Here is a 16,624-nt window from a genome sequence, read left to right as displayed (position 1 = left end):
CCTGCCAAAGGACTAGAGCGGCATCTGCCCCAGCGCCCAGCGCAGCAGGAAGAACACCAACAAACCGCCGCCGATGGTCGCCAGCAGATTGCGGCTCAGGGCGGCGATGGCGATGGTCACCAGGCCGGCCAGCAGGTAGGCGTTGTCCAGCGTCAGGGCCAAGGTCTTGCCATCCGGCAGCAGCATGCCGGGCACCACGATGGCGGTGAGCACGGCGGTGGGCACGTAATGCAGGCCCTGGCGCACCAGCGGCGGGAAGCGCAGGTCGGGGAAGGCGAACAGGCTGTAGCGGGTGGCGAAGGTGATCGCCAGCATGCCGAAGATCAGTAGCCAGTTGTCCATCAGAACACCTCATCCTGCAGCAGACGGTAACGACGCTCCAGCACCACGCCGACGACAATGCCGGCGCAGGCGGCGGCCATCAGGCCGAGTTTGTAGGGCAGCGCGTGGCAGGCCAGGGCCACGCCGCCAGCCACCAGCGCCGCCGCCACCTGCGGGCGGTTGCGCAGCACCGGCACGACGATGCCGATGAAGGTGGCGAGCATGGCGAAGTCCAGGCCCCAGGCAGCGATGTTCGGCACCGCCTGGCCGAATACCAGGCCGATCAGAGTGCAGGCCAGCCAGTTGATGTACATCGCCAGCGCCGCTCCGAGGAAATACCAGTGCTTGTGCGGCGAGGTATCGCTCTCGGCATAGCGCTGCTGCACCACGGCGAAGGCCTCGTCGGTCAGCCAGAAGGCCAGCGGCACCCGCCAGCGCTTGGGCAGGTGGCGCACGAAGGGCTGCAGGCTGGCGCTGTACAGGGCGTGGCGCAGGTTGACCACCAGGGTGGTCAGCCACAGCACGGCCAGGGTGGCGCCGCCGCCGAGCAGGCTGATGGCGATGAACTGCGCCGAGCCGGCGAACACCAGCACCGACATGCCGAGGGTCTGCCAGGGCGTGAGCCCGGCGGCGCCGGCCAGGCTGCCATAGATGATGCCGAACGGCATGGCGCCGAGCAGCATCGGCAGCATATCGCGCATGGCCTGGAAGAATTCGTGGTGACGGGACATGGAACCTCCTTGAGCGAAGAAGGCTAGCCCGCCGCAGCAGTCGCGGTATTGAACAATCTTGCGCAGCGTGTGCTCAGCCGAGGCAGGCCTTGCGGTACTCGCCCGGGGCAACGCCATAGGCCTGCTTGAACTGGCGGTTCAGGTGGCTCTGGTCGGCAAAGCCCAGCTGCATGGCCACCGCCAACGGCGCGCAGCCGGACTTGAGCAGCGCGCGCGCCTGCTCCAGGCGGCGCTGCTTGAGCCAGGCGTGCGGCGGCAGGCCGGTGGCACGGCGGAACACCCGGGCGAAGTGGAACGGCGACAGATTGACCGCCGTCGCCAGCTCCTCCAGCGACGGCGGCTCGGCCAGGCAGCTGCCCAGCAGCTCCTTGGCCAAGGCCACCGCCTGCGGCTCGCGCCCCGCCGCTGCCGGCGTGGCAATGCGCGCATGGCGCTGGAACAGCAGCAGGATCGCCTCGCGCCAGGCGGTCTGCTGCTGCAACACACTGGCGCCGCCATCCAGCAGACGGTGCAGGCCGGCGAAACAGGCATGCAGTTCGGGATCCTGCAGCACGCTGGCGGCGAATGCCGGCATGCCGCCAGCGGCCAGGCCCAGTTCGTCGAGCACGCCCAGCACCTGGCGGTTGTCCGGGTAGAAGGCGCGGTAGCGCCAGCCTTCGTCATGGGCCTTGGAACCGGTGTGCAACTCATCCGGGTTGATCAGCACCATGCTGCCCACCGGCGCCAGGTGGTCGCTGCCACGATGGCGAAAGCGCTGGGCACCGGCCTCGATCACGGTGAATACGAAGCCCTCGTGCACATGCGGGGCGAAGCGCTGCTGCACATAGTGGGCGTGCAACAGCTCGACGCCGGTCACGCCCTCGGCCTGCCAGAAACGGGTCTGCTCGCGCGTCGCGGCCATGTTCAGGCGCCGAAGCGCGCCTCCAGCTGACGTTTGACCTGCGGCCACTCGCGGTCGGTGATGCTGTACAGCAGGCTGTCGTCGAGGCGGCCGTCGGCCAGCCGGCAGTGATTGCGCAGCACGCCTTCGCGGCTGGCACCGAGCTTGTCCAGAGCCGCCTGGGCGCGGCCATTGCTCGCCGCCGTCTGCAGCTGCACCCGCACCAGTTGCCACTCCTCGAAGGCGTAGCGCAGCAACAGGTACTTGATCATGGCGTTGAGGCCGCGGCCGTGCTCGCGGCTGTCCAGCCAGGTGTAGCCCAGCTCGGCAGCCGGCAGGGTGGCGTCGAAGGCGCAGAAGCGCGTGGTGCCAACCAGCTGGCCGGCCAGGCGAATGGTGAAGACCACGGCGCGCTGAGCACGCTGCCCAGCCAGTGCATCGCGGTACCAATCCGGGCGCGAGGCGCCACTGATGAACTGCAGGGCCTCGCGGTTGGCCTCGGCCAGCGCCAGCAAGCCCGGCAGATCGGCTTCGCGCAGCGGCTCTAGGCGCAAGGCGCCCTGCTGCAAGGTAATGGGATGCGGGTTGAACATCGTCAGGCTCCGTAAAACAACATCAGACAGGCTGACGGCAAAAAGATCGCGGGACAAATGCTGGCCGACAGGCCAGGATCGCGCACGCTAACAGGCCGCGGCAGGCCGCTCAAGGCCAGTGCGACCTTGGTCGTCCTGACGCCATGGCCATGACGTGCGAGACTGGATAAAAGCCGGAAGCCTCCGGCCCCTTTGCCGAACCGGCCGGCCACTGCGCCCGTCGGTTGCCTGCGCCCTGCCCGTGGAGTTCGCATGTCGCTGTCCGGCGGATTGATCGCCCTGGTCGCCATGACCTACATGGCCACCCTGTTCAGTATCGCCTTCTATGGCGACCGCCGCCGCACGCCCCTGCCGCCGCGCATGCGCGCCTGGGTCTACAGCCTGTCGCTGGCGGTGTACTGCACCAGCTGGACCTTCTTCGGCGCGGTCGGCCAGTCCGCCGGCGAGCTGTGGTCGTTCCTGCCGATCTACCTGGGGCCGATCCTGCTGCTGCTGTTCGCCCCCTGGGTGGTGCAGAAGATGGTGATGATCAGCAAGCAGGAGAACATCACCTCGATCGCCGACTTCATCGCCGCCCGCTACGGCAAGTCGCAGGCCCTGGCGGTGGTGGTGGCGCTGATCTGCCTGGTCGGCGTGCTGCCCTACATCGCCCTGCAGCTGAAGGGCATCGTGCTCGGCGTCAACCTGCTGATCGGCGCCACGCCGAGCCCGACCCGCGCCCAGGACACCGCGCTGATCGTGTCGCTGGTGCTGGCCCTGTTCACCGTGCTGTTCGGCACCCGCAGCCTGGATGTCACCGAGCACCACCGTGGCATGGTGCTGGCCATCGCCTTCGAATCGCTGGTCAAGCTGCTGGCCTTCCTCGCCGTCGGCGCCTTCGTCACCTGGGGCCTGTTCGACGGCTTCGACGACCTGCTTGGCCAGGCCCGCCAGGCTCCCGCCCTGCAGGACTTCTGGCAGCAGACCCTGAGCTGGCCGGCGATGCTGGTGCAGACCGGCCTGGCGATGACCGCCATCGTCTGCCTGCCACGCCAGTTCCACGTCGCCGTGGTGGAAAACATCGAGTCCAAGGATCTGCGCCTGGCACGCTGGGTGTTCCCGACGTACCTGCTGCTGGCCGCGTTGTTCGTCATTCCCATCGCCCTGGCCGGCCAACTGTTGCTGCCGGCTGGCGTGGCGCCGGACTCCTTCGTCATCAGCCTGCCGCTGGCCGAAGCGCATCCGGCCCTGGCCCTGCTGGCCTTTATCGGCGGTGCCTCGGCGGCCACCGGCATGGTCATCGTCGAGGCGGTGGCGCTGTCGACCATGGTCTCCAACGACATGCTGCTGCCGGTGCTGCTGCGCCGGCAGAGCGCCGAGCGGCCGTTCGAGGCCTTCCGCCACTGGATGCTCAGTGCGCGGCGGGTGAGCATCGTGGTGATCCTGCTGCTGGCCTACGTGTGCTACCGCCTGCTCGGCACCAACGCCAGCCTGGCCACCATCGGCCAGCTGTCGTTCGCCGCCATCAGCCAGCTGGCCCCGGCCATGCTCGGCGCCCTGCTGTGGAAGCAGGCCAACCGCCGCGGCGTGTTCGCCGGCCTGGCCGCCGGCTGCGCGCTGTGGTTCTACACCCTGGTGCTGCCGCTGGTGGCCGGCGGCCTGCGCTGGTCGCTGGACAGCTTCCCGCTGCTGCCGGAGCTGCTGTATTACCCGGTCGGCTTCGACATCGACCCGCTGACCCGCGGCGTGGTGCTGTCGCTGACCGGCAACTTCCTGCTGTTCGCCTGGGTGTCCTGGTTCACCCGCTCGCGGGTTTCCGAGCACTGGCAGGCCGGGCGCTTCATCGGCCAGGAACTGGCGGCCAAGCCCAGCTCGCGCAACCTGCTGGCCGTGCAGGTGGCCGACCTGATGCAGCTGGCCGCGCGCTTCGTCGGTGAAGACCGCACGCGGCAGAGCTTCGTGCGCTTCGCCTACCAGCAGGACAGGCCCTTCAACCCCAGCCAGAACGCCGACAGCGAATGGATCGCCCACACCGAGCGCCTGCTCGCCGGCGTGCTCGGTGCCTCCAGCACTCGCGCCGTGGTGCGCGCGGCCATCGAAGGCCGCGAGATGCAGGTCGAGGATGTGGTGCGCATCGTCGACGAGGCCAGCGAGGTGCTGCAGTTCAACCGCGCCCTGCTGCAGGGGGCGATCGAGAACATCACCCAGGGCATCAGCGTGGTCGACCAGTCGCTGCGCCTGGTGGCCTGGAACCGCCGCTACCAGGAGTTGTTCGAGTACCCCGAAGGGCTGATCGGCGTCGGCCGGCCGATCGCCGACATCATCCGCTACAACGCCGAGCGCGGCCTGTGTGGCCCCGGCGATGTCGAGGCGCACGTCAGCAAGCGCCTGTACTGGATGCGCCAGGGCAAGGCGCACACCTCCGAGCGGCTGTTTCCCAATGGCCGGGTCATCGAGCTGATCGGCAACCCCATGCCCGGCGGCGGTTTCGTCATGAGCTTCACCGACATCACCGCCTTCCGCCGCGCTGAGCACGACCTCAAGGAAGCCAACGAAGGCCTCGAACAGCGGGTCGACGAGCGCACTCGCGAGCTGTCCCAGCTCAACCAGGAACTGGGCGAGGCCAAGGGCGTGGCGGAAAGCGCCAACCAGTCGAAGAGCCGCTTCCTCGCCGCCGTCAGCCACGACCTGATGCAGCCACTGAACGCTGCGCGGCTGTTCTCCGCCGCCCTCTCCCACCAGCAGGAAGCCCTGCCGCGCGAGGCCCAGGAACTGGTGCGCCACCTGGACAGCTCGCTGCGTTCGGCCGAAGACCTGATTACCGACCTGCTGGATATCTCGCGCCTGGAAAACGGCCGTATCGCCCCGGATATCAGCGCCTTTGCTCTCGGCAGCCTGTTCGACGCCCTCGGTGCCGAATTCAAGGTGCTGGCCCAGGAACAGGGCGTCGACTTCCGCCTGCGCGGCAGCCGCCTGCGCATCGAAAGCGACCCGCGCCTGCTGCGCCGGGTGCTGCAGAACTTCCTCACCAATGCCTTCCGCTACGCCAAGGGCCACGTATTGCTCGGCGTGCGCCGCGAGGGCGGCAACCTGCGCCTGGAAGTCTGGGATCGCGGCCTCGGCATCCCCGAGGACAAGCGCAAGGTGATCTTCGAGGAGTTCAAGCGCCTGGACAGCCACCAGACCCGCGCCGAGAAAGGCCTGGGCCTGGGCCTGGCGATTGCCGACGGACTGTGCCGGGTGCTCGGCCACCGCCTCGACGTGCGCTCCTGGCCGGGCAAGGGCAGCGTATTCAGCGTCAGCGTGCCACTGGCCCGGCAGGCTGCCGTCGCCGCGCCACGCCCAGCTGCGGAAACCAATGGCCATGCCCTGAGCGGCGCCCAGGTGCTGTGCATCGACAACGAGGACAGCATCCTCACCGGTATGCACAGCCTGCTGTCGCGCTGGGGTTGCCAGGTGTGGACAGCGCGCAACCGCCTGGAATGCGAGCACCTGCTGGACGAGGACGTGCGCCCGCAACTGGCCCTGGTCGACTACCACCTGGACGAAGGTGACACCGGCACCGAGCTGATGGCCTGGCTACGCACGCGCCTGGGCGAGCCGCTGCCCGGCGTGGTGATCAGCGCCGACGGCCGCCCGGAGCTGGTCGCCGCAGTGCACGCCGCCGGTCTCGATTACCTGGCCAAACCGGTCAAGCCGGCGGTGCTGCGCGCGCTGATCAGCCGCCATCTGCCGCTGGCCTGAGCCTGAGTCGCGCCGAAAAGTATCAATTAAATCGATTTTAATGACGGAGTTTTTGCGCTTTTTATCAATACAAAATCGATAGATCATTCACTCCAACGCCACTGCAGCGTAATTCCACGTTGCAGCAGATGGAGCACCGTCATGATCGACGTACGTCCTTTCAACAGCCTGGGCCATGCCCAGCACGGTTGGCTGAACGCTCGCCACCACTTCTCCTTCGCCGAGTACCACAACGCCCAGCGGGCCAACTGGGGCAAGCTGCGCGTGTGGAACGACGACGAGATCGCCCCGCACAGCGGCTTCCCGCCGCACCCGCACCACGACATGGAAATCATCACCTATGTCCGTGAAGGCGCCATCACTCACCGCGACAACCTGGGCAACCAGGGTCGCACCGAGGCCGGTGACGTGCAGGTGATGAGCGCCGGCACCGGTATCGCCCACTCCGAGTACAACCTGGAGGACGTGACCACCAAGATCTTCCAGATCTGGGTCATCCCCGATCAGTTCGGCAAGGCGCCGTCCTGGGGCGCCAAGCCGTTCCCCAAAGGCGAGCGGGCCGGGCAGTTCGTGGTACTGGCCAGCGGCAGCGAGGATGACGGCGACGCCCTGCGCATCCGTGCCGACGCCCGTCTGGTAGCTGCCACGCTGCAGGCCGGGCAAAGCGCCGAGTACCCGCTGGGCCGCCTGCGCAAAGGCTACCTGGTGCCAGCCAAAGGCCTGATCGAGGTCAACGGCGTGCGCGCCGCCGAGCGTGATGGCGTAGCTATCGCCGGCGAGGAAGTGGTACGGGTCACCGCCGTCGAAGACAGTGAAGTGATCCTGGTGGAAGTCGCCTGATCCCGGGCGCAACGACAAAAAAGCGGGCCACTGGCCCGCTTTTTTTGTGCCCGCAAGACTAATTACAGGGCGTCGAGATAACGCTCCACATCCAGCGCCGCCATGCAGCCGGCACCGGCCGAGGTGATGGCCTGGCGGTACACCGAGTCGGCCACGTCGCCGGCGGCGAACACGCCGGGGATGTTGGTGGCGGTGGCATTGCCATCACGCCCGCCGTTGACCACCAGATAGCCGTCTTTCAGCGCCAGCTGGCCCTCGAACAGCGAGGTGTTGGGGGTGTGGCCAATGGCGACGAACAGGCCGTCCACCTGCAGCTCGCTGCTGGCACCATCGTTGTGCCGCAAGCGCACGCCGGTGACTCCGCTGGCATCGCCCAGCACTTCATCCACTTCGGCGTTGAGGCGCAGCTCGATCTTACCCTCGGCGATGCGCGCCTGCAGCTTGTCCTGCAGGATCTTCTCGGCACGGAAGGTCTCGCGACGGTGCACCAGGGTCACCTTGCTGGCGATATTGGCCAGGTACAGCGCCTCTTCCACCGCCGTGTTGCCGCCACCGACCACCGCCACCGGGCGATTGCGGTAGAAGAAGCCATCGCAGGTGGCGCAGGCGGACACGCCCTTGCCCATGAACACCTCTTCCGAAGGCAGCCCCAGGTAACGGGCGCTGGCGCCGGTAGCAATGATCAGTGCATCGGCGCTGTAGGTACCACTGTCGCCGGTCAGGATGAATGGCCGCCCGGCCAGATCCACCGCATTGATATGGTCGAAGACGATCTCGGTCTCGAAGCGCTCGGCGTGCTCCTGCATGCGCTGCATCAGCGCCGGCCCGGTCAGGCCATGGGGGTCGCCCGGCCAGTTGTCGACCTCGGTGGTGGTGGTCAGCTGGCCGCCGGCCTGGATGCCGGTGATCAGCAGCGGCTTGAGGTTGGCGCGCGCGGCATACACTGCGGCACTGTAACCGGCAGGGCCGGAACCGAGGATGATCACGCGGGAATGGCGAATTGCGGACATGGCCTACTCCAGATAGAAGGGCAGCGTGCCCAGCCCTGGGGAGGGCTGGATAGACGCGAACGGCCCCGGGAAGTGAATGGCCGCCAGCCTACCCAGGCCCCCGCCATTGCGAAAATGGCGATTGCTTATGCCGCCGATAGACCACCGCTATCCCGGCGGGAGCCGCTACCCCCCTTGCTATACTGAACGAACACCCGCCACGCAGGCAGTTGACCGGTATGACCCTGCGCAAACGTCTGTTCTGGTTGTTTGGCCCTTTGCTTGTGCTGGTCTTGAGCAGCGCCCTTGTGCTCTCGCAACAACTCCTGCTCAACCGCTTCGATCGCCAGGACAGCGCCCTGCTGGACACCGAAGTCAAACGCCTGCGCAACCTGCTGGAAGACAATCTCAAACGTACCCGCGACCTGGTGCTCGGCTATGGCCAGTGGGATGACAGCTACGCCTTCCTGCAGAACTACAACCCGGACTTCATGCGCAGCAACATGGACACCGAGGCCATGCGCCTGATGGATCTGGACTTCATGGTCTTCCTCGACGTGCAGGAGCGGGTCTACGCCGAACAATGGCAGCCGCCGGATCTGCCGGAGCTATGGGTGCTCGGCAACCAACGCCCGGACGACCATCAGACACTACGCGCCAATATCCTCAGCCTGAGCAAACGCTTGCGCCAGCACGGTAGCGGCGGGCTCACCGGGCAATTCGTCGTGGTGCAAGGCGTGCCCGTGGTGCTGGCCATGAGCCCGATCAGCAACAGCGAAGGCAGCCTGAAACCGCGCGGCACCCTGATTGCCGGCTACTTCATCGACAGGGAACGCGTCGAACAGGTGCAATCACGGATCAATGCCGAGCTGCGCTTTCTCCTGCCGGATGGTACGCAGGCCGGCTGGCAGCAGCTCCCCGCCAGCGAGCACAACCTTAATCCGCTCCAGGTCAGCCCCCGGCTGCTGCCCGACGACAAGCAACAACAGCGGCGCCTGCTGTTCAGCAACAACCTCGGTGAACCCGAGCTGCTGCTGGAGCTGACCAAGGAGCGCCGCCTCTACCAGGATGGGCGCCAAACCATCGCCATTTTCCTGCTGTTGAGCAGCGGCATCGGCCTGCTCGCCTGGTTGCTGATCTACCTGGGCCTGGAGCGCCTGATCCTGCACCGGGTATTGCGGATGAACCGCGAGATGAATGCCATCGGCCCGGATTCCGCGCACCAGCGCCTCAGCGACAACGGCCAGGACGAACTCGGCCAACTGGCCAGCGAGGCCAACCGCATGCTCGAACGCCTGGAACAGAGCGAAGCACGCGACCGCCAGATCCTCGATGCGATCCAGGATGGCTACTTCGAACTGGATGCGATCGGGGTCATCCTCGCCGCCAACCGCGCCCTGTGCCAGATGCTCGGCTACAGCGAAACGGAGTTGCTGCAGCAGTCCTTCGAGAAACTGCTGTTGCAGGACGACATCCCCCGCGCCCGCGAGCGGCTGGTCAAGGCGCGCAGCGGCGACCTCGACGGCAACGACCGTTTCGCCGCGCCCCTGGAACGCCGCGACGGCAGCTGGGGCCACTACGAGGCCCGGCTATCGCTGATCCACGACAGCAGCGGCCAGTTCATCGGCTACCGCGGCATCCTGCGCGACATCACCGACCAGATGGTCTACCAGAACCAGCTGCTCGACATGGCCTACCGGGACTCGCTGACCGGCCTGGGCAACCGCAAGGCCTTCGCCGAACGCCTGAGCCTGCTGCTCGAACAGAGCCGCCACCTGGATAGCCCGCTGGCCCTGCTGTACCTGGATCTGGATCGCTTCAAGCAGGTCAACGACCAGTACGGCCACGATGTCGGCGACGCCCTGCTGCAGAACATCGCCGAGCGCCTGCGCGGTGCCATGCGCCAACCCGACCGGGTCTACCGCCTGGGCGGCGACGAGTTCACCCTGCTCCTGCCGGACACCGGCCGTGAGGTAGCGCTGAAACTGGCCGAGCGCCTGCTCGCCGTGCTGCAGACCCCGGCCCAGCTCGGCGAGCTGTGCATCGACTTTGTAACCCCGAGTATCGGCATCGCCCTGTTCCCCGAGCATGCCGACACCGCGGAGACTCTCAACAAGGCCGCCGACCGCGCCATGTACCAGGCCAAGCAGCAGCGCAACCGCGCCTGCCTGTACCAGCCGGAGCCACTTTCTTCGACTTCGCAAAGCCGGTAAGGTCGGCGCGAACTCGTCGCAAGGAAGACCCCCATGCCCGCTCCCGCCCTCTCCGGCCCGCACTACCTGGGCGAAGGCCTGAAACTGGTTATGAGCCCCGGCCTGCGCCTGTTCGTGCTGCTGCCGCTGGCGATCAATACCCTGCTGTTCATCGGCCTGATCGGTCTCGCCGTCCAGCAGTTCGGCGGCTGGGTCGACGCCTTCATGCCCAGCCTGCCGGACTGGCTGAGCTTCCTCGCCTACATCATCTGGCCGCTGTTCGTGCTGCTGGTACTGCTGGTGATGTTCTTCAGCTTCACCCTGCTGGCCAACATCATCGCCGCGCCGTTCAACGGCTTCCTCGCCGAGAAGGTCGAAGTGGTGCTGCGCGGGCGCGACGACTTCCCGCCCTTCAGCTGGGCCGAACTGACCGCCATGGTGCCGCGCACCCTCGGCCGCGAGCTGCGCAAGCTGGCCTACTTCCTGCCACGCGCCATTCCCCTGCTGATTCTCACCTTTGTCCCAGTGCTCAACTTGATCGCCGCGCCGTTGTGGATCCTGTTCGGCGTGTGGATGATGGCTGTGCAATACATCGACTACCCCTGCGACAACAACAAGGTCAGCTGGGACGATATGCTCGCCTGGCTGCGCGAGAAACGCTGGCAGAGCCTGGGCTTCGGCGGCGCGGTATATGTGGCGCTGCTGATCCCCTTCGTCAACATACTGGTGATGCCGGCTGCGGTGGCCGGCGCTACTCTGTTCTGGGTGCGCGAGCGCGAGGCTGGCGCCGTCACAACCCGGTAACCTCGCCGTCACCGTGGCTACATGGCGCCAGCCCAGACTGGCGCCATGAATGTCACAAGCCTGCATATCGCCCTGGTCAGCGAAACCTTCCCCCCCGAGGTCAATGGCGTCGCCAACACCCTCGGCCGTCTGTATCAGGGCCTGCTCAGCCGCGGCCATCGCCTGCAACTGATCCGCCCACGCCAGCCCGGCGACCTGCAGGCCAGCGACGACCAGCTGCTGCTCACCCGCGGCTGGCCGCTGCCCGGTTACGCGGGTTTGCAATGGGGTCAGTCGGCGCTGCACAAGCTGCTGCGCCGCTGGCAGCGCAACCGCCCGGACGTGCTGTACATCGCCACCGAAGGCCCACTCGGCCTGTCCGCCCTGCGCGCTGCGCGGCGCCTGGGGATTCCGGTGGTCAGCGGCTTTCACACCAACTTCCAGCAGTACAGCGATCACTACGGCTTCGGCCTGCTCAGCCGCCTGCTCACCGGCTACCTGCGCTGGTTCCACAACCGCACGCGCATGACCCTGGTGCCCAGCGCCAGCCAGCAGCTCGAGCTGCAGCGCCGCGGCTTCGAGCGCCTGGAACTGCTCGCGCGCGGGGTCGACGGCCAGCTGTTCCACCCCACCCGGCGTTCGCCCGCGCTGCGCAGCCACTGGGGCCTGGGTGACGACGAACTGGCCGTGCTGCATGTCGGCCGCCTGGCTCCGGAGAAGAACCTGGCGCTGCTGGTGAAGAGCTTCCAGCAACTGCAGCAGCATTACCCGCAACAGCGCCTGAAGCTGGTGCTGGTGGGCGACGGGCCGAGCCGGACGGAACTCCAGGCGCAGCTGCCGGACGCCCTGTTCTGCGGCGTGCAGCGCGGCGAGGCACTGGCCGAACACTATGCCAGCGGCGACCTGTTTCTCTTTCCCAGCCTGTCGGAGACCTTCGGCAACGTGGTGCTCGAAGCCCTGGCCTCGGGCCTGGCGGTGGTGGCCTACGACCAGGCCGCCGCTGCCCAGCACATCCGCCACGGGCACAATGGTGCACTGGCCATTCCGGGGGACGAACGCGCTTTTATCGAAGCGGCGCAGTGGCTGCTGGAAGACAGCGAAACCCGCCGCCGGGTGCGCCTGAACGCCCGCCAACATGCCGGCCGCCAGGGCTGGGAAGAGATCATCGAGCGCTTCGAGGCGCAGCTGCTGCAGGCCCGCCACCCGGGTTTGCCGCCGGCATAAAAAAGCCCCGGTGTGCCGGGGCTCGAAAAGTGCGCCGACTCACTCGGCGCACAGGGGTAAAGCGGGGAATCAGACCAGCTGCTTGAGGGCTTCGCGGCTGAACGGCAGGATGTCCTGCTCGCGGCTGTCGCGCACCTTCACCGCCCAGTCCGGGTCGACCAGCAGGGCGCGGCCCACAGCTACCAGGTCGAACTCCTGCTTGTTCAGGCGCTCCAGCAGATTTTCCAGGCTGGCCGGCTCGGCGACCTTGTCGGTGTTGACCATGAACTGCAGGAACTCGCCGTCCAGGCCGACGCTGCCCACGGTGATGGTCGGCTTGCCAGTGAGCTGGCGGGTCCAGCCGGCCAGGTTGAGGTCGCTGCCTTCGAATTCCGGCTCCCAGAAACGACGGGTCGAGCAGTGGAAGATGTCCACGCCAGCATCGGCCAGCGGCTTGAGGAAGGCGCCCAGTTCCTCGGCGGTCTGCACCAGACGTGCGGTGTAGTCCTGCTGCTTCCACTGCGAGAAGCGGAAGATGATCGGGAAGTCCGGGCCGACGGCGGCGCGTACGGCCTGGATCAGCTCGATGGCGAAGCGCGAACGCTGGGCCAGGTCGCCGCCGTATTCGTCGGTGCGCTGGTTGCTGCCGGCCCAGAAGAACTGGTCGACCAGGTAGCCGTGGGCGCCGTGGATCTCCACGCCGTCCATGCCGATAGCCTTGGCGTCGCGGGCAGCCTGGGCGAAGGCGGCGATGACTTCGTCAATGTCCTGCTTGGTCATGCCGTGGACGACCACGTTGCCATCTTTCACTTTTTCGCTCGGGCCGTAGCCCGGCACGCTGGCGTCCGGCTCGGTGCCCAGCTTGCGCACGTTGCCCACGTGCCACAGCTGCGGAACGATCTTGCCGCCTTCGGCGTGCACCGCATCGACCACCTGCTTCCAGCCGGCCAGGGCGTCTTCACCGTAGAAGCGCGGCACATTCGGGTAGCCGTTGGCGGCCTTGTGGCCGACGGTGGTGCCTTCGGTGACGATCAGGCCGACGCCGGCAGCGGCGCGACGACGGTAGTACTCGACGACCAGCGCATTGGGCACGCCGCCCGGGGAGAAGGAACGGGTCATCGGCGCCATCACCACGCGGGTCGGCAGTTCCAGGTTGCCCAGGCGGAAGGGTTGGAACAGGGCTTGTGTCGGGGCGCTCATGAAGTCTCCTTGAACCGGCAGATGACCGGTCGTCTCGTTGAAAGGCGGTTAAAAAATCAGGGCTGCAGGAGCAGCTCCAGACGGGTGATGAAGGCATCCAGGGTCTGCGTGTTGCCACCGACCTTGAGCCGCGCCAGCACGCCTTGCCAGGCATTGCTGATGAATATCGCCAGGTTGCCGCAGTCTTCGTCGGCACTCAGCTCGCCGACCTGGCGGGCCTGCTCCAGGCATTGCTGGAGAATGTCCACCGAAGCCTGCTGGATGCTTTCCACCTGCTGGCCGATGGCGGGCAGCAGCTCGGCCATTTCGAAGCTCAGGCTGCCGATGAAGCAGTGGTACTGGCCCTTGTCCTGGCGAGCGAAGTGCGCCTGCAGGTCGCGGTAGTAGGCCAGGATGCGTGCCCGCGGGCTCAGCGCCGTGTTGCTCAGGGCCTCGGCGTAGCGCGCCAGGCGCGGCTGGTAGACGAACTCCAGGGCCTGCAGGGCGAAGTCTTCCTTGCTGGCGAAGTAGTGGTAGAAGCTGCCCTTGGGGATGCCCGCGGCCTGGACGATCTCCTGCACGCCGGTGCCGTGGTAACCGCGACGGGTCATCACGTCCGAGCCCTTGGCCAGGATCAGGTCACGCTTGTCGAGTCGGATAGTGCTGTTCATGGCGGCGAGCATATGACCGGTCGTCTCGCCCCGCCCAGCACTATTGATTACGGTGATTTAGCTCCAGAAGCGGACACGCGAAAAATCTGTTTAGGATCTTTTGAGCTAGAGCCAGGCAAGGCGAAATGGGGCGAGGACGCGGAGTTTACGCAGTGTAAATGAGCAGTCCGAGCCCCATTTCAACGCCGCATGGCCGACGATCAAGAGATCCTAAATAGATTTCTAGAGCCAGGTGACGTGCTGCTCCAGGGGAAAGCGCAGGCGCGGGTTGTACACGCCCTTCTCGCCCTGCCGGCCGACCGCCAGCAGCATGATCGGGATGGCCTGACGCGGAATGTCGAGCACCTTGCGCAGGCGTACCTCGTCGAAGCCCTCCATCGGGCAGGTTGCGTAACCATGGCTCTGGAAGGCCAGCATCAGGTTCTCGGCGGCCAGCGCGGTGGACTTCACCGCCCAGATGCGCATGTCGGCGCGGCTGTTGGGGGTGCGCATCAGCGGTTTGCGCAGGGCGACCAGGCGCACCAGCTGGCGCTTGAACAGGCCGAGCAGGCCCAGCGGGCCCTGGTTGTACTGGAAGGGTGCAGTCTTGCGGTAGAAGCTGCGGATACGCCCCGGCACCTCGGCCTCTGGCCAGTATTCGATGACATTGGCGCAGGCCTGCTTCCAGGTGTCCGGACGGGCCAGCACAGCGATCAGCAGTGGCGCCTTGGCCGCGTTCTGGCTCATGCACACCGGATGCAGGCGCGCCAGCAGGGCCGGATCGCGAATCACCTGAAAGCTCCAGGGCTGCAGGTTGCAGGAATTGGGCGCGAGCACGGCCAGTTCCAGGCAGTCGCGTACTACCGCATCCGGCACCGGCTCGGTGCTGAAGCGACGCACCGAGCGGCGGCTCTCGATCAGCGCGCGCAAGGCGGCCGGCGAAGCATGAGCCACGGTTTCGTCATGGGGGAAACTGGTCATCGCGCTGCTCCTCGGCAAGTCGTCCGATTAAGCAGCGCGAGCAGCACGGCGACAAGCCGCGAGGGCAAAACAGCCGGAGCATTGGCGCATTTGCCCGCAGCTGGCGGGCAAATGCCTGCCGGTCAGCCGAGGGCCTTGTCGATGGCCAGCAGCAGGGCCGGATCATCCGGCGTGGTGCGCGGCGAGAAGCGCGCCAGCACGCGGCCGTCGCGCCCGACCAGGAACTTCTCGAAGTTCCAGGTGATGTCGCCGGGGAACTCGGCGCCCTCACCCGCCAGCAGGCGGTACAACGGATGCCGGTTCGGCCCGTTGACGTCCAGCTTGCTGCCCAGCGGGAAGGTCACCCCGTAGTTGAGGCTGCAGAATTCGCGGATTTCCTCTTCCGTGCCCGGCTCCTGGCCGGCGAACTGGTTGCACGGCAGCCCCAGCACGGTGAAACCGCGCTCGAGGTACTCCTGATGGAGTTTTTCCAGGCCCGCATATTGCGGAGTCAGGCCGCATTTGGAGGCCACATTGACCACCAGCACCAGTTGGCCCTTGAACGGCGCCAAAGGCAGATCCTGGCCATCCAGGGTGCGCAGGTTGAGGTCGTGGAAGGCACTCATGGCTAACTCCTTGAGCATGCAGAAAAAGGCCACAGCGGGGACGAAAAAGGCGCCCGTGGGCGCCTTTTCGGTTAGCTCAGCTTAGCAGCCGGAGCCGCGCTTGGAACGACCATAAGTCGTATTGCGCACTCGTCATTCAGGCTGCCAGGCGACGCCACTCAGTGGTGGTGGCCGCCTTCGCCGTGGATGTGACCATGGGCCACTTCTTCGGCACTGGCTTCACGCACGTTGACCACTTTGACCTGGAAGTTCAGGCGCTGGCCAGCCAGCGGGTGGTTGCCGTCGACGATCACGTCATCGCCTTCGATGTCGCGGATGGTGACGATCTGCATGCCGCCGTCCGGGCCGGAAGCGTGGAACTGCATGCCCACTTCCAGTTCGTCGACGCCTTCGAACATGCTGCGGTTGAGGGTGGCAACCAGCTCGGCGCTGTATTCGCCGTAGGCCTGGGCCGGCTCGATGGCCACGCTCAGCTCGTCACCGGCCTGCTTGCCTTCGAGGGCCTTCTCCAGGCCGACGATGATATTGCCGGCACCGTGCAGGTACACCAGCGGTGCGCCACCGGCGGAACTGTCGATCACCTCACCGGCATCGTTGGTCAGGGTATAGTCGATGGACACAGCCTTGTTGGCGGCGATGAGCATGGGGTTTTAACCTTTGCAAGAGAGTGAAGAACGCGCGAGTTTACCTGCCATGCCGGGTGAAAGCGACCGCGAGCAGCCGGACGGCCCGCCACGCCTGCTGGGCTTCCACCAGGACGAGGACGGCCACTGGGTGGCCGAGCTGTCCTGCGGCCATACCCAGCACCTGCGCCACCAGCCGCCCTGGCAGAACCGTGCCTGGGTCACCGACGCCGAACAGCGCCAGAGCCGCCTGGGTCAGCCGTTCGCCTGTGGCTGGTGCGCCGCAGAGCGCCAGGCAGGCGCCGCAGTGGAACCCGAAGCCAAGGAGTAG

General features: G+C 66.5%; 16 protein-coding genes. 6 read left to right on the top strand and 10 right to left on the bottom strand.

Features of this window, described 5'->3' with window-relative positions; genetic code table 11:
- Window positions 1–12: 12 nt before the first annotated feature.
- The 4 genes from A9179_RS05805 to A9179_RS05790 form a co-directional block, all read right to left on the bottom strand.
- Window positions 13–342: an AzlD domain-containing protein gene (locus A9179_RS05805; RefSeq protein WP_187804888.1), complete on the bottom strand. Its 330-nt coding sequence runs from the start codon at window positions 340–342 to the stop codon at window positions 13–15.
- Complete coding sequence (locus A9179_RS05800) at window positions 342–1,052, bottom strand: AzlC family ABC transporter permease (RefSeq protein ID WP_187804887.1); 711 nt, start codon at window positions 1,050–1,052, stop codon at window positions 342–344. The genes A9179_RS05805 and A9179_RS05800 overlap by 1 nt, the downstream gene beginning before the upstream one ends.
- Window positions 1,053–1,125: 73 nt before the next feature.
- Complete coding sequence (locus A9179_RS05795) at window positions 1,126–1,953, bottom strand: helix-turn-helix transcriptional regulator (RefSeq protein ID WP_187804886.1); 828 nt, start codon at window positions 1,951–1,953, stop codon at window positions 1,126–1,128.
- 2 nt (window positions 1,954–1,955) lie between these two features.
- Window positions 1,956–2,525 carry a GNAT family N-acetyltransferase gene (locus A9179_RS05790; protein ID WP_187804885.1) on the bottom strand — a complete coding sequence of 190 codons (570 nt, stop codon included), beginning with the start codon at window positions 2,523–2,525 and terminating at the stop codon, window positions 1,956–1,958.
- 252 nt (window positions 2,526–2,777) lie between these two features.
- Here A9179_RS05790 and A9179_RS05785 point away from each other — a divergent pair, with 252 nt between their 5' ends.
- Window positions 2,778–6,248, top strand: coding sequence for a hybrid sensor histidine kinase/response regulator (locus A9179_RS05785; protein WP_187804884.1), 3,471 nt, complete (start codon window positions 2,778–2,780; stop codon window positions 6,246–6,248).
- Window positions 6,249–6,389: 141 nt separating this feature from the next.
- Window positions 6,390–7,088 (top strand): pirin family protein, encoded by a 699-nt coding sequence (locus A9179_RS05780; protein WP_187804883.1) that lies wholly within the window; start codon window positions 6,390–6,392, stop codon window positions 7,086–7,088.
- Window positions 7,089–7,150: 62 nt separating this feature from the next.
- On the opposite strand, the gene trxB is transcribed toward A9179_RS05780, so the two are convergent.
- Window positions 7,151–8,098: a thioredoxin-disulfide reductase gene (gene trxB, locus A9179_RS05775; protein ID WP_187804882.1), complete on the bottom strand. Its 948-nt coding sequence runs from the start codon at window positions 8,096–8,098 to the stop codon at window positions 7,151–7,153.
- 272 nt (window positions 8,099–8,370) lie between these two features.
- On the opposite strand from trxB, the gene A9179_RS05770 reads away from it, so the two are divergent.
- The 3 genes from A9179_RS05770 to A9179_RS05760 are packed head-to-tail and all read left to right on the top strand — an operon-like array spanning window position 8,371 to window position 12,276.
- The gene (locus tag A9179_RS05770; protein WP_187804881.1) at window positions 8,371–10,290 is read left to right on the top strand and encodes a sensor domain-containing diguanylate cyclase; all 1,920 of its coding nucleotides are present in this window, start codon (window positions 8,371–8,373) and stop codon (window positions 10,288–10,290) included.
- Between the two features lie 33 nt (window positions 10,291–10,323).
- Window positions 10,324–11,073: a sulfate transporter CysZ gene (gene cysZ, locus A9179_RS05765; RefSeq protein WP_187804880.1), complete on the top strand. Its 750-nt coding sequence runs from the start codon at window positions 10,324–10,326 to the stop codon at window positions 11,071–11,073.
- A 21-nt stretch (window positions 11,074–11,094) separates the two neighbouring features.
- Entirely contained in the window at window positions 11,095–12,276 is a 1,182-nt protein-coding gene (locus tag A9179_RS05760; protein ID WP_187804879.1) for a glycosyltransferase family 4 protein, read from the top strand.
- A gap of 69 nt (window positions 12,277–12,345) precedes the next feature.
- Here the strand turns inward: A9179_RS05760 and A9179_RS05755 are convergent, their stop codons facing one another.
- The 5 genes from A9179_RS05755 to A9179_RS05735 form a co-directional block, all read right to left on the bottom strand.
- Window positions 12,346–13,455 carry an NADH:flavin oxidoreductase gene (locus A9179_RS05755; protein WP_187804878.1) on the bottom strand — a complete coding sequence of 370 codons (1,110 nt, stop codon included), beginning with the start codon at window positions 13,453–13,455 and terminating at the stop codon, window positions 12,346–12,348.
- Between the two features lie 56 nt (window positions 13,456–13,511).
- Complete coding sequence (locus A9179_RS05750) at window positions 13,512–14,105, bottom strand: TetR/AcrR family transcriptional regulator (RefSeq protein ID WP_463604193.1); 594 nt, start codon at window positions 14,103–14,105, stop codon at window positions 13,512–13,514.
- Window positions 14,106–14,327: 222 nt separating this feature from the next.
- Window positions 14,328–15,065 carry a nitroreductase family protein gene (locus A9179_RS05745; RefSeq protein ID WP_187804876.1) on the bottom strand — a complete coding sequence of 246 codons (738 nt, stop codon included), beginning with the start codon at window positions 15,063–15,065 and terminating at the stop codon, window positions 14,328–14,330.
- A 122-nt stretch (window positions 15,066–15,187) separates the two neighbouring features.
- Window positions 15,188–15,670 carry a glutathione peroxidase gene (locus tag A9179_RS05740; protein ID WP_187804875.1) on the bottom strand — a complete coding sequence of 161 codons (483 nt, stop codon included), beginning with the start codon at window positions 15,668–15,670 and terminating at the stop codon, window positions 15,188–15,190.
- Between the two features lie 158 nt (window positions 15,671–15,828).
- Window positions 15,829–16,314, bottom strand: a complete 486-nt coding sequence (locus tag A9179_RS05735) for an FKBP-type peptidyl-prolyl cis-trans isomerase (protein ID WP_187804874.1) — start codon at window positions 16,312–16,314, stop codon at window positions 15,829–15,831.
- Between the two features lie 49 nt (window positions 16,315–16,363).
- On the opposite strand from A9179_RS05735, the gene A9179_RS05730 reads away from it, so the two are divergent.
- Window positions 16,364–16,624: a DUF3565 domain-containing protein gene (locus tag A9179_RS05730; protein ID WP_187804873.1), complete on the top strand. Its 261-nt coding sequence runs from the start codon at window positions 16,364–16,366 to the stop codon at window positions 16,622–16,624.

The organism is Pseudomonas alcaligenes, from assembly GCF_014490745.1.
Lineage (GTDB): Bacteria > Pseudomonadota > Gammaproteobacteria > Pseudomonadales > Pseudomonadaceae > Aquipseudomonas > Aquipseudomonas alcaligenes_C.
The sequence above is the reverse complement of the archived record's forward strand: the minus strand, read 5'-3'. Positions and strand labels throughout refer to the sequence as shown.